This is a genomic window from Shewanella sp. SR43-4, from assembly GCF_014163845.1.
Taxonomy (GTDB): domain Bacteria; phylum Pseudomonadota; class Gammaproteobacteria; order Enterobacterales; family Shewanellaceae; genus Shewanella; species Shewanella vesiculosa.
Genome location: NZ_JACJEB010000002.1, coordinates 253816 through 267403, shown reverse-complemented (window position 1 = coordinate 267403; position 13588 = coordinate 253816). Strand labels below are relative to the sequence as shown.

Genomic DNA, 13588 nt, shown 5'->3' with positions numbered 1-13588 from the left:
ATAATGCGTAAAGTTACTAGTATCGCTACAGCGTTATTACTTTCAGTCTGTGGAAGTGCACTATTGTCAAACTCTGTAGTGGCTGCTGAAAAGTGTGAAATTGATAAACGTCAATCTCGTGCTGTTGGCGAAAGCGCTGCAAAAAAAGTTCAAAAATCTTTTGAAGCATACACTGAAGGAAATTTAGACCAAGCTATTTCAATTTTGCTTGAGGCTAATGCTAAAAACGATTTCGATAAAGCTTATGTCGATCGTATGTTAGGTAACTTCTATGCCGAAAAAGGCCAGATGAAGACAGCAATCAAATATTTAAAGACTGCTGTTGACGCTGATATTCTTGGTGGTACCGATCATGCTGCAACAATGCGTTTGTATGCTGATTTATTACTCCAGGAAAAAATGTTTAAAGAGGCTATTCCTTACTACTACAAGTGGATGGATTTTACCTGTAAGGCTGATTCGCAAATGTATCGCCGTATTGGTATTGCCTACACTGAGTTAAAAGATTGGAATAAAGTTCTTCAAGTATCTGACAAAGGTTTATCTTTAGCTGAATCGCCTGACAAGGGCCTATATCAGATGAAGTTAACCGCTTACTTTAACCAGAAAAAATACAAAGAAGCCGTAAAAGTATTAGAAACTATGGTGCCTTTGTTCCAAGACGATAAACGTCTCTGGGTACAGTTAGCTCAGTTTTACTTAATGACTGAAGATTATGATAAGTCACTTGCAACATATGATTTAGCCTATAAGAATGGCTTTTTAGAGACAGACAGTAACATTACCCGTTTGTCTCAGTTGTTAGCACAAAAAGGTTCGCCTTACAAAGCTGCTACCATTTTCGAAAAGCATTTAAAGTCTGGTCTTATTGTTGAAAACGAGAAGAGCTTATCAACTCTTGCTGGTTTTTATCATAATGCTAAAGAGCTAAAAGAAGCCGCTTTCTATTATGGAAAAGCCGCTGCCGTTAGTAATAAGGGTGATTTGTATTTAAAACAAGGTCGCATTCTTGCTTTAGATCAAAAGTTCGATGACGCTATTCCTGTGTTTAAAAAAGCACTTGATGCAGGCATCGATAATCCGGGTGAAGCTCAGTTTGAGCTGGCTTTAGCATACTTAAGCCTGAAAAAGTACAAGTCTGCTTATAATCGTGCGGTGCTTGCCGCGAATGATAAGAAGACCGAACGTAGTGCTAAGAGCTATATTTCTTACATCAAAGAAAAAGCTCGGATTCACAACGTAGCGCTTTAATTTAAGCTCGTAAAAAAAGCCCCTTCTAGGGGCTTTTTTATTAGCGATTAAAAAATATTAAATCAATTGGTTATGTCTTTGAAATGGTTTTTATTCCGATGTTTAGCGGTCTGTTATCATAGTTGTAAATGCATATCAGTACATATTCACTACCGATTAATTGTTAGTTTGTGTGTTTTTAGTGAAGTTTAGTTTCTTGTCGAGCAAGCCAAAGTTACAATGACATTATTGTACAAGGTTAATAATGTTGTTTAGATTAAAAACTGTACTGTGATACATCGTCATCTTTATATTAAGCCTTTGACCTTTTAAGGATAACAAGGCGTGAGTTAATTTGTGTTTAAGGAATAATAAAAATGAATAAAACATTGTTGGCGTTAACTGTGTCCTTACTCCTAGCTACCCAAGGTTGTTCTGACAATTCAACGGTTACGTCTGTATCTAAAACCACTTCAGAGCCTAGCGCAGCCGTTATGCCTCAATCTGTCTCTGAGCAGTATTTAGCTATGGTAGATAATTTTTTTAATGATCAACTTAAGCTTGAACCAATTTATGCCACTTTTGTAGGCGTAAATGATTATAACGATCAATTTGGTGGTGCATTAACTGATGAATACTTAAAGGCTCGTCATGAGTTGAATAGTCAATATTTCAGTCAAGCCAAAACTATTGATGTTGATAAGCTTCCTGCTTCACTTAAACTCAGTTACGACATGTTTATCTACGATCGAAATATGGAGCTTATTGGCGAAACTTATCCTGAATATTTCTTACCAATTAACCAGTTTTATAGCACAGTATTTACTATGGTTCAGTTAGGAAGTGGTGAAAGTGCTCAACCATTTAAGACGGTAAAAGATTATCAAAATTGGTTGGCTCGTTTACGTGGATTTATTAACTGGACCAAGCTTGCCCAACAACGAATGGATGAGGGCATCGCTAGCAAAGTCGTATTACCACGAGTACTTGTGGAGCGCATCATTCCTCAGTTAGATGCTCAACTTGTTACGGATGCACAGAGTAGTATATTTTATTCACCGATAAACTTGCTACCAGATGATTTTACTGCGGAACAAAAATCACAACTTACTACTGAGTATACTCAACTCATCAATGCCGAATTATTACCTGCTTTAACTCAGTTGCGTGATTACGTAAAGAATGATTATTTACCAAACTCCCGTGCTTCTGATGGTTGGTGGGGATTACCTAATGGTAAAGACTGGTATCAGCATTTAGCCAATAGTCACACAACTACCACTTTGCCTGTCGATGAGATACATCAAATTGGATTATCTGAAGTTGCGCGTATTTTATCCGAAATGGACAAAGTTAGAGTACAAGTTGGTTTCAGCGGTGATCTAAAGGCATTTTTTGCCTCTTTATCTTCAGAACCTCAGTATTTCTTTACAGATAGACAAGATTTAATTGATGGTTATATGACCATTAAAAATAGAATTAATCAGGTGTTACCGCAGTATTTTAATGTGATGCCAAAGGCCGATTATATTGTTAAACCAGTAGAAAGTTTCCGTGAACAGTCGGCAGCAGGTGCATCATATGAATCTCCTGCTGTGGATGGCTCTCGTCCGGGGATCTTTTATATCAATACTTATAACTTAAAAGCGCAGCCGAAATGGGGAATGACAACCCTTTCTTTGCATGAAGCTTCACCTGGTCACCACTTTCAGATTTCAATTAAGCAAGAGTTGACCGAGGTGCCGCAATTTCAACGCTTCCAAGGTTATACTGCGTTTGAAGAAGGTTGGGCACTGTATTCAGAGTATTTAGGTGTTGAAATGGGCCTCTTTAACGACCCTTATCAGTATTTCGGTAAGTTATCAGATGAAATGCTTCGAGCTATGCGATTAGTGGTTGATACAGGTCTTCATGCCAAAGGTTGGAGTCGTGAGCAAGCTATTCAATACATGATGGACAACTCACCAATGGCAGAGTCCGATATCATTGCTGAAGTAGAGCGTTATATGGCAATTCCTGGTCAAGCCTTATCATACAAAGTGGGGCAACTGACAATTTTAAGATTGCGTGCTGATGCCGAAAAAGCGCTTGGCGACAAGTTTGACCTTAAAGCTTTTCATGACCAGTTGTTAACGTCAGGTTCTTTACCTATGGCGGTGATGGAAAACAAGATTGCTGATTGGATTGAATCTGAATCAACCAAATAATGTCGCACAAGTTTGGTGACTAAATGGTGTCATCATTTTGTCATTATGTTAGTGTTATTTTTTAGTAGATATTACATTTATAGGAGCCATATCATGGTACAAGCAACAGCTAGACACTTACTTGTGAGTAATCAGGAACAATGTGAAACACTTAAGCAACAGATCGAAGCCGGCGCCGATTTTGCTGAGATTGCTAAGGCAAACTCTTCTTGCCCGTCTGGAGCACAGGGTGGTGATTTAGGTTCTTTCGGTCCTGGCATGATGGTCAAAGAATTTGACGAAGTAGTGTTCAGTGCGCCGTTAAATGTTGTTCAAGGACCTGTAAAAACTCAATTTGGTTATCATTTACTTGAAGTGACTAGTCGCGCCTAGTGTGTATTAATTAAGTATCAAAAATGGCAGCCTAGGCTGCCATTTTTCTTGATAAGAAATAGAGGGTGTATGGACATAAATCTTTTTAGCGATCGGTTGATATTACGAAATTTACAAACGAAGGATTGGCCGAACTTTCTTCGCTTGCACCTCGATAAAGATATAAATCAATATATTCGCCTTATTGAATCTGAGTCAGATATCGTTGCTAAATTTGAGCAACGTAAAGCCGCTTGGCAATTTGAATCTGGTGAATGGTTATCTCTGGTCATTGAGCAGATCGACACGAATGAGTTTGTCGGCCTTATTGGCTTTCGATGTGATGATGCTCAATTAAACAGAGCTGAGGTGGGTTACCTTATTGCGCCAGAAAAGCACGGTTTTGGATTCGCTACTGAAAGCTTGCGAGCCGTAACCGACTGGGGAGCTTTGCAATTTAATATGCATAAATACATCGGTATTTGTGACCAACACAATACCGCTTCACGTAGAGTCCTTGAGAAAGTCGGTTTCATTCTTGAAGGAACGTTAAGACATAATAACTGTATTGATCAAATATGGTCAGATGATTGCTACATGGGATTGTTGACAGCGCAAAGAGAGTAACGCTTTTACTCATCGCGTCTTTAAATAAAATTAAATCTTCTTGGTACTATATTCTAGCGTGCATTTGTCACATAATACGTAATACAACTGAAAACTATTCTCGTTAACAAGTGAAACTTTGATCTAGATTTGAGTTTGACTGGTTCAGTTCAGATAAAATTTTTAGCGTTATTAATGTTGTTGAAGGTAGTGTTACATGAAGCTGAGTGAACTTAAGCCAGGTGATCAGGCAATTATCTCTGAAATCGGTCAATTAACTTTACCGCAAACGGTTAAACGTAAATTGTTATCCATGGGCATTACTCCCAACACTCGTTTTCATTTTATTCGCCGTGCCCCTATGGGCTCGGGTGTTGAGTTAGATTTACGTGGCAGTAAACTATGTATGCGTTGTGATTTAGCCGATATTATCGAGGTAGTTCTAAAAAATGACTAAACAATTTCATTGTGTCACTGTGGGCAATCCAAACGCGGGTAAATCGACTCTTTTTAATGCCCTTACTGGCGCTAGCCAGCAGGTGGGTAATTGGTCCGGTGTTACCGTAGAAAAGAAGACTGGGAAGTTTAGTGACTCTGGTATAGATATTTTTCTCACCGATTTACCCGGTATTTATGATTTATTACCAGCCGGAAATAGTTGTGATTGTTCACTCGATGAACAAATTGCGCAAGCGTATCTTTCAAACCAACAAGTGGACGCTATCATCAACTTAGTTGATGCAACCAATGTTGAGCGTCATCTGTATTTGACTACCCAATTACGTGAGTTAGGCATTCCTATTATCGTTGTCATTAATAAAATTGACGCAGCGAAAAAGCTGGGGATTAACATTAATGTTGACGACATGTCGGTCCGCCTCGGTTGTCCTGTCATTGCAATTTGCTCTCGAAATCAAGCCGATGTTAAGCATCTACAAACTGAACTATTGTCATTATTGAAAAAAGGTAATACCGCAGCATCTTTATTATTGCAGTATCATGCTGATATAGAAGCAAGTGTTATTGCTTTACAGATACAAAATGATGCACAAGGACTTGCAGAGCTAAGTCGTGGACAAGCACTGGCTATTTTAGCTAACAGCCATGGTAATGACTGTGGTTCCAGTGAAACCCAATTACATGACACGGTAAGACAATGTACTCAACGGGTTGAACAAGCCGGTCAAGACATCGATATTATGATCGCCACCACCCGTTATGATTTTGTTCAACAGGTGTTTGAGGCATCAGTAAGTACCGGCACACATGTTAGTGTCACCGATAGGCTTGATAAAGTCGTGTTACATCCACTGCTGGGTATCCCTATCTTCTTGTTTGTCATGTACCTAATGTTTTTATTTAGTATTAATGTTGGTAATGCATTTATTGATTTCTTTGATATTACTGCTGGCGCTATTTTTGTGGATCATTTTGGTGCCTTGTTGTCGTCAATAGGCTCGCCAGATTGGATTGTAACCATTTTGGCTGGCGGCGTTGGCCAAGGTATTCAAACTGTTGCGACCTTTATTCCTGTTGTTGCCGCACTATTTTTGGCTCTCTCGGTACTTGAAGGCTCAGGCTATATGGCTCGAGCAGCTTTTGTTGTTGATGGTCTAATGCGTCGCATTGGTTTACCGGGTAAAGCTTTTGTGCCTATGATTGTTGGTTTTGGTTGCTCGGTGCCTGCCATTATGGCAACGAGAACCTTAGGCAGTGAGCGTGAACGTATCGTTACTGGAATGATGGCGCCATTCATGTCTTGCAGTGCTCGGCTACCGGTTTATGCATTATTTGCCGCGGCATTTTTCCCGCAGTCTGGTCAAAATTTAGTATTTTTACTGTACATTATTGGTATTTTGGCCGCGATTGGTACTGGGTTATTATTACGAAAAACAGTTTTGCCTGGAACCAGTAGCGCTGTTGTCATGGAATTGCCAAGTTACGAAATGCCGAAATCTAAAGCGGTTTTCTCTCGCACCACGAAACGCACTAAAAGCTTTATTATGGGCGCAGGTAAAACTATCATTATCGTCGTCACACTGCTTAACTTTATCAATGCTATCGGTACTGACGGCTCCTTTGGACATGAAGATAGTAAAGAATCCATGCTCAGTGTTGCCAGTCAGCAAATTACCCCATTGTTTAGGCCTATGGGAATAGAGCAAGATAACTGGGCGGCAACTGTAGGTATTATCACCGGTATTTTTGCTAAAGAAGCTGTCGTCGGTACATTGAATAGTTTATATAGCAATGATGAAGGCGAACAAGTTGAACTGGTTTCAATTTGGGATAGCGTCAAAATAGGTTTAGCCACTATTCCTGCAAATTTACTTGGTATTGAGGCAGGAGACCCATTATCGATTGCTATCGCGGGTATTAGTGATTTAGATGAAGCTGCCATCGCATTATCTGTTGACTCTACGACCTTCAGTGCGCTGCAAACGGGCTTTAAAAGTCAGATAGCGGCGTTCTCATACTTGTTATTTATTTTGCTTTATACCCCGTGTGTGGCGGCTATGGGAGCTTTGGTGCATGAGTTTGGTACCAAATGGGCGCGTTTTGCTGCTATTTGGACATTCTCATTAGCCTACGGCTCAGCTACAGTTGTATATCAAGGGGCTACCTTTACTCAGCATCCTCTGCAATCTGCCAGTTGGATCGGCTTTTTTGTTATGGCTTTGATTGGTTTTTATTTTTGGTTAAACAAAAAGGGCAGAAAGGCTCAACAAATTATTCCTGGAATACGCATCATCACTGAGTAGTTAAGCTAAAACGTTTTGATTTACTCGATAAACCCAGCAAAGCTGGGTTTATTTGCTTTATCGGGTTAACTTTTTCAAGCCTAGGAGTTGTAACTACATAAGATCTGTAGGATCATCTATTTTTATTCATATTGCCATTGTGCGCCAAGAGGAATTCCATGAGTCATATGGACACTGAAGTACGTCCAAGTAACTTCATTCGTAATATCATAGACGAAGACCTAAAAAGCGGTAAGCACAGCCAAGTACATACACGCTTTCCACCGGAACCAAACGGGTATTTACATATTGGCCATGCTAAATCTATTTGCTTGAATTTTGGTATCGCAAAAGATTACCAAGGTCAATGTAACTTACGTTTCGATGATACTAACCCTGAAAAAGAAGATATTAACTATGTTAAGTCTATTCAGGAAGATGTGCGTTGGTTAGGGTTTGAATGGTCTGGCGATATCCGTTATTCATCAAATTATTTTGACCAATTACATCAGTATGCCGTTGAGTTAATCACCAAAGGTCTCGCTTATGTTTGTTTCTTAAATGGGGAACAAACCAGAGAACATCGTGGTACGTTAAAAGAGCCGGGTAAAAATAGCCCTTATCGTGATACCAGTGTTGAAGAGAACCTCGCATTATTTGAAAAAATGCGTCTAGGCGAATTCAAAGAAGGTGAATGTGCTCTGCGCGCAAAAATAGACATGGCATCGCCATTTATGTGCATGCGCGATCCTATTATTTACCGTATCCGTTTTGCTCACCATCATCAAACAGGTGATAAGTGGTGCATTTATCCAATGTATGACTTCACCCATTGTATTTCTGATGCGATCGAAAATATCACCCATTCTATTTGTACGTTAGAGTTCCAAGATAACCGCCGCTTATATGACTGGGTACTGGATCATTTAGATGATTTTCAAGCACCAAACCGTACTCGTCAATATGAGTTTTCGCGTTTAAATCTTGAATATACTCTGATGTCTAAACGTAAATTAAACGATTTAGTTACCCGTAACTTAGTCGACGGTTGGGATGATCCGCGTATGCCAACTATCGCTGGCCTTCGTCGTCGTGGCTATACTCCTGCATCAATTCGAGAGTTTTGCTTGCGTATAGGCGTTACTAAACAAGAAAACTTAGTCGAAGTAGGCATGCTAGATGCGTGTATCCGTGAAGAGCTTAACGAACATGCCCCTCGTGCAATGGCTGTTTTAAGACCGATTAAAATCGTGATTGAAAACTATCCTAATGCACAACCAGAGGCCATTAAGGCGCCTGCTCATCCTAATAATGAGGCTATGGGCACTCGTGAGTTATTTTTTGGCAAAGAACTTTTTATTGATGTAGAAGATTTTAAAGAAGAGGCTAATAAGCATTTCAAACGTCTTGTACTCGGTAAAGAAGTCCGCCTACGTAATGCTTACATCATCAAAGCTGAACGTTGTGATAAAGATGCTGATGGCAATATCACTACCGTTTATTGTAGTTACGATGCAGATACTTTAGGTAAAAACCCTGCCGATGGCCGTAAAGTTAAAGGCGTGATTCATTGGGTTGACGCGGCAACGGCGAAACCAGCTGAGTTTCGTATCTATGATCGTCTATTTACCAAAGAAAATCCTGCGACGTTTGAAACTGTCGATGAGGTCATTAATCCACAGTCTTTGGTGGTGTTAAATGGCCTAGTGGAACCTAGTTTAGTCAATGCTCCTGCTGAGAAATCTTATCAGTTTGAACGAGAAGGCTATTTCTGCGCAGACAGCAAAGACTCCAGCGCTGATCACTTAGTATTTAACTTAACGGTACCGTTAAGAGATACCTTTGCTTAATGAGTGATGAATGATACAAAAAAGGCGCCTTAAGCGCCTTTTTGTTATCTTTTAACTAAATGATTATTGCATCATTGGGCCTAAACCAATACTCCATAAAATGACACTACTTGCCATCAGTGCAACCAGCAATACTAAGCCTGCTGTAACAACTGAGCTGGCATAAATAAAACCTTTTTCTTCAGGTATATTCATAATGATGGGCACTCCTGCATAGAGCAGATACACCGAATAGGATAATCCGATTAATCCAATGACCATTATGAACCATAATACAGGATAGAGTGCTGCAAGACCGACCATGAATAAGGGGGTTGCAGTATAGGAAGCCAATTCGAGCGCTTGAGTATAGGTTGGATCTGCATCAAATGTTCTACCCATCCAAAAAGCTAAGTAGGCGAGAGCCAGAACGCCAATAATTAAGCCAAAGTACATCGCAATTGACATTAATAGTGCGCTTTGTGATGTCAGAAATAGTGGTTCTCCGACGCCTGGATGCCACCCAATATGAGCCGTTGCAAAATAAGCACAAACGGCAGGAATGAGCGCAATAAGCAATATATGACTCAAGCTGCTTTTCAATGCTTCATGATTTTTTTCAATTGTTTGCCACTCTTTTTTCGGATGAGTGTAAAGCCCCATTAAGTGATTCAATACCATTATCGTTATCCTTGTTTAGCATTTTTGACCTAGCTCGCCAAACAACGACGAACTGACTACAGCTTTTTATCCATCGCCTTAATCAGTCCACATCAACTTAACAACCTATTTTGTATTGGCAGTAAACTCATTCCATCGTTGCCAATATCTATGTTGTTCAGTTATGACCCTATCCCACACTAGAATCATCATTTAAGGTGATCGATTGCATCTGTTATAAAAGCGTTAAATTAGATGCTTAGCTTATTTATTGAACATAAATAGACTTTCGTCAAGGAGTATTACGTTTTTGGCTTCAGAAATGATCACTCTACAGGTAAACTGAGCGTAGATTCTTGACTGAGTTATTCATTCTATGCAGCAATTACTTGCGCCAATTCATGACTTTTTAGGTTGTGAGACCCCAGACCTTTGGGTTGAAAAAGCAAAACAACCGTCGCAATTAATCCCATTGCTTATTGACCATTGCAACTGCGAGCTCAAAGCTGCGCAAACAGCTATTTTAATGATCCGCAAATATGCGATTGATAAAAGTAGCGCTCATCTATTAAAGGCTTGGGCAAAGCCCTACGAGGATTTTGTTTACCAACAAGACCGTGACGCACATGCCTTTTTGGCTCGCGATAGTAAAAAGAATGATATCACTAGTGAATTAGTCGCCAATGAGCACTTAGCTTATAGTGCTGATGTCATGAGTAAAATGGTGCGCCTGATCAAAGAAGAGTTCCATCATTTTGAACAAGTACTACAGATTATGACGGCACGAGGTATTGATTACAGTAATATTCGCGCAGGGGGTTATGCCAGGCAATTGATCATTCATGTGCGAACCCATGAGCCACTGACCATTATTGATAAATTAATTATTGGGGCGTTTATTGAAGCGCGTTCGTGTGAGCGATTTGCTAAAATTGCGCCACACTTAGATGATGAGCTGGCTAAGTTTTACACCTCATTACTACGCTCTGAAGCTCGGCATTTTCAAGATTATTTAGCCCTTGCTCAAGATATAGCAGGCGTTGATATCAGCGAACGAATTGATTACTTTCGACAAATTGAGAAGAGATTGATTTTGGCTGAGGACAGCGAATTTCGTTTTCACAGTGGTGTACCGAGTCAATAGCTCAATGGTTGAGCGCGTCTCATTAAGGCTCACAGATAATGTGTCATCATTATCACAAGTGAGCCTATTTGGTGTCTGAGAAGGGCAGTGTAACTAACTCGCACCCATGTTCATTCACATTTAAGACGCTACCTTGAGTATACCAGTCGCCCACTACTACGCGTTGATGCGTTGCAGATAATTGATGAATCGCCGGACGATGCGTATGACCATGGATCATGCGTTGGCAGCCAGTACTCGCCAGCAGAGCAGTCACTGCGCTTGGTTCAACATCCATAATTTCGTAGTGTTTTTGTTGATTACCTTGGACACTTTTTTGACGAATTTTTGCAGCAATGTTTAAGCGTGTCTTTTTAGGTAAGCGAGCATATAACCAGCGCACGACTCTAAAGCTTCTAAAGCGTCTGAATCGCTGATAGTCAACATCAAGTGTGCAAAGGCTATCACCATGCAAGATAACAGTATTCACACCGTACAAGTCGATACAATACACTTCAGGTAATACTTGCATGCCTGCTCGTTGGCAAAATTGTTTGCCTACCATAAAGTCACGATTACCATGAATAAAGTACACAGGTAGCGTGTTTGATACCATTTTGATTGCATCAGCGATAGCAACACTAAATGACTCAGCAATATCATCACCCATCCACACTTCGAATAGATCGCCAATGATATAAAGCGCTTCAGCATCGTCTAAACCATGATTTAGAAAATACACGAAGGCTTGAGTAATATCGGGACGATCAGCACTTAAGTGCAAATCGCCCACAAAGATTGTTTTTTTCAAAATTACGCTTTAACGCTAACGCTTTTGATCACAATAGCTTCTAATGGTACATCTTGATGCATACCATTATTTCCTGTTGGGACATTTTTGATTTGCTCAATGATGTCTAACCCTTCAACGACTTCACCAAACACACAGTAACCCCAGCCTTGCGAGGTTTCTGATTTAAAATCAAGGAACGTATTGTCTTTGACGTTAATGAAAAACTGTGCAGTTGCTGAATGAGGATCAGAGGTCCGCGCCATTGCAACAGTGCCTTTGCGGTTAGATAAACCGTTGCTAGCTTCGTTTTTGATTGATGCTTTAACACTTTTTTGGCTCATGTCTTCAGTGAAACCACCACCTTGGATCATAAAACCGTCAATAACACGGTGAAAAATAGTACCTTCGAAAAAGCCATCTTCAACATACTGCATAAAGTTAGCGGCAGTAATAGGCGCCTTTTCTTCATTTAGTTGTAAAGTAATATCGCCCATATTGGTATGTAAAGTAATCATGTTATCTCACTTGAAAATATTAATTTGCGCGATTCTAACTTATCTTAACTGCCGCTTAAAGTGCAGTGTTCAAAACAGGTGACATCATGTTAGAATCTGCATTAACATTTACCGTTATAAATTAGTGTAAAAGAGAACAATCGATGTTGAAGATTTACAATAGTATTAGCCGTGATAAACAAGAATTTAAACCAATAAATCCAGGTAAAATCGGAATGTACGTCTGTGGCGTGACCATTTACGATTTATGTCATATTGGTCACGGGCGTACCTTTGTTTCGTTTGACATGATAGTACGTTATTTACGTTACATAGGTTATGAGGTGAACTTTCAGCGCAATATTACTGACGTTGATGATAAAATTATCAAACGTGCTGCTGAAAATAATGAGTCGTGTGAGTCACTTACTGAGCGTTTAATTGGCGAAATGCATCAAGATTTTGATGCGCTGAACATGAAACGACCTGATTTTGAGCCGCGAGCTACGTTACATATTGAAGAAATTATCGATATGGTTCAGCGTTTGCTTGATCGCGACCATGCTTATGTTGCCAGTAATGGTGATGTATTATTTAGTGTTGCGTCGTTCCCTCAATATGGCCAGCTTTCTGGGCAAAACCTTGACCAACTTCAAGCTGGTGCTCGGGTTGAAATTGATAATGCTAAACGCAATCCTATGGATTTTGTGCTATGGAAAATGTCTAAACCGGGTGAGCCTACATGGGAATCACCTTGGGGTCCTGGTCGCCCGGGTTGGCATATTGAATGTTCTGCCATGAACAGTAAGCATTTAGGTTTACATTTTGATATTCATGGTGGCGGATCTGATTTGCAGTTTCCACATCATGAAAATGAAATTGCGCAGTCTTGCTGTGCCCATGACACGCCTTATGTGAATTACTGGATGCACACCGGAATGGTGATGGTTGACCGTGAAAAGATGTCTAAATCATTAGACAACTTTTTTACTATTCGTGACGTGCTTAAGCATTATGACGCTGAAACTGTACGTTATTTCTTATTGTCAGGTCATTACCGTAGCCAGTTAAATTATTCTGAAGATAATTTAAAGCAAGCACGTGCAGCATTAGAGCGTTTATACACAGCCATTAAAGATTTAGATTTGACTGTCGACGCTGCGCCTGCTGAAGCGTTTGTTGCCAAATTCAAATCTGCTATGGATGATGATTTTAATACGCCTGAAGCCTATTCGGTTTTATTTGATATGGTCCGTGAAATTAATCGTCTTAAAATAACCGATATGGCAGCTGCGTCGGCATTAGGTGTCAGTTTGAAGCAATTAGCCGATGTACTTGGTCTTATCAGCCAAACGCCTGAGGCTTTCTTTAAGGGTGAGGGCAGTGACGATGAAGTGGCAGAAGTTGAAGCACTAATTGTTGAGCGTAACCGTGCCCGAACTGAAAAAGATTGGCCTGCAGCCGATATCGCGCGTGATCGCTTAAATGAGTTAGGCGTTGTGTTAGAAGACGGCCCTAGCGGAACGACATGGCGTAAAAAGTAATTTAGTTTGC

At 40.1% G+C, this 13588-nt stretch carries 12 protein-coding genes; 9 read left to right on the top strand and 3 right to left on the bottom strand.

The genetic code is table 11. The features are described from left to right. Positions 1 to 3 precede the first annotated feature (3 nt). The 7 genes from H5123_RS03445 (at position 4) to glnS (ending at position 8985) form a co-directional block, all read left to right on the top strand. On the top strand, positions 4 to 1251 hold the full coding sequence (locus H5123_RS03445; RefSeq protein WP_124016393.1) for a tetratricopeptide repeat protein: 1248 nt from the start codon (positions 4 to 6) through the stop codon (positions 1249 to 1251). 356 nt (positions 1252 to 1607) lie between these two features. Then, positions 1608 to 3437, top strand: coding sequence for a DUF885 family protein (locus tag H5123_RS03440; RefSeq protein ID WP_182697036.1), 1830 nt, complete (start codon positions 1608 to 1610; stop codon positions 3435 to 3437). 93 nt (positions 3438 to 3530) lie between these two features. Further along, entirely contained in the window at positions 3531 to 3809 is a 279-nt protein-coding gene (locus H5123_RS03435) for a peptidylprolyl isomerase (RefSeq protein ID WP_124016395.1), read from the top strand. Between the two features lie 69 nt (positions 3810 to 3878). Then, on the top strand, positions 3879 to 4415 hold the full coding sequence (locus H5123_RS03430) for a GNAT family N-acetyltransferase (RefSeq protein ID WP_182697035.1): 537 nt from the start codon (positions 3879 to 3881) through the stop codon (positions 4413 to 4415). A 196-nt stretch (positions 4416 to 4611) separates the two neighbouring features. After that, positions 4612 to 4851: a FeoA family protein gene (locus tag H5123_RS03425; RefSeq protein WP_011638067.1), complete on the top strand. Its 240-nt coding sequence runs from the start codon at positions 4612 to 4614 to the stop codon at positions 4849 to 4851. Further along, positions 4844 to 7156, top strand: coding sequence for a Fe(2+) transporter permease subunit FeoB (gene feoB, locus H5123_RS03420; RefSeq protein WP_182697034.1), 2313 nt, complete (start codon positions 4844 to 4846; stop codon positions 7154 to 7156). Before H5123_RS03425 ends, feoB begins: the two co-directional genes overlap by 8 nt. A 158-nt stretch (positions 7157 to 7314) precedes the next feature. Then, positions 7315 to 8985, top strand: coding sequence for a glutamine--tRNA ligase (glnS, locus tag H5123_RS03415; RefSeq protein ID WP_182697033.1), 1671 nt, complete (start codon positions 7315 to 7317; stop codon positions 8983 to 8985). 63 nt (positions 8986 to 9048) lie between these two features. Here the strand turns inward: glnS and H5123_RS03410 are convergent, their stop codons facing one another. Continuing rightward, complete coding sequence (locus H5123_RS03410; protein ID WP_124016399.1) at positions 9049 to 9645, bottom strand: Yip1 family protein; 597 nt, start codon at positions 9643 to 9645, stop codon at positions 9049 to 9051. A gap of 355 nt (positions 9646 to 10000) precedes the next feature. On the opposite strand from H5123_RS03410, the gene miaE reads away from it, so the two are divergent. Beyond that, positions 10001 to 10768 carry a tRNA isopentenyl-2-thiomethyl-A-37 hydroxylase MiaE gene (gene miaE, locus H5123_RS03405; RefSeq protein ID WP_182697032.1) on the top strand — a complete coding sequence of 256 codons (768 nt, stop codon included), beginning with the start codon at positions 10001 to 10003 and terminating at the stop codon, positions 10766 to 10768. A 64-nt stretch (positions 10769 to 10832) separates the two neighbouring features. Here the strand turns inward: miaE and H5123_RS03400 are convergent, their stop codons facing one another. Together H5123_RS03400 and H5123_RS03395 are read right to left on the bottom strand one after the other, a co-directional pair. After that, a complete protein-coding gene (locus tag H5123_RS03400) occupies positions 10833 to 11558 on the bottom strand; it encodes a UDP-2,3-diacylglucosamine diphosphatase (protein ID WP_182697031.1) in 726 nt (241 codons plus the stop codon). A 2-nt stretch (positions 11559 to 11560) separates the two neighbouring features. Next, the gene (locus tag H5123_RS03395; protein ID WP_124016402.1) at positions 11561 to 12055 is read right to left on the bottom strand and encodes a peptidylprolyl isomerase; all 495 of its coding nucleotides are present in this window, start codon (positions 12053 to 12055) and stop codon (positions 11561 to 11563) included. Positions 12056 to 12198: 143 nt separating this feature from the next. Between H5123_RS03395 and cysS the strand changes: the two genes are divergently transcribed. Next, positions 12199 to 13578, top strand: a complete 1380-nt coding sequence (cysS, locus tag H5123_RS03390; protein WP_124016403.1) for a cysteine--tRNA ligase — start codon at positions 12199 to 12201, stop codon at positions 13576 to 13578. Positions 13579 to 13588 lie beyond the last annotated feature (10 nt).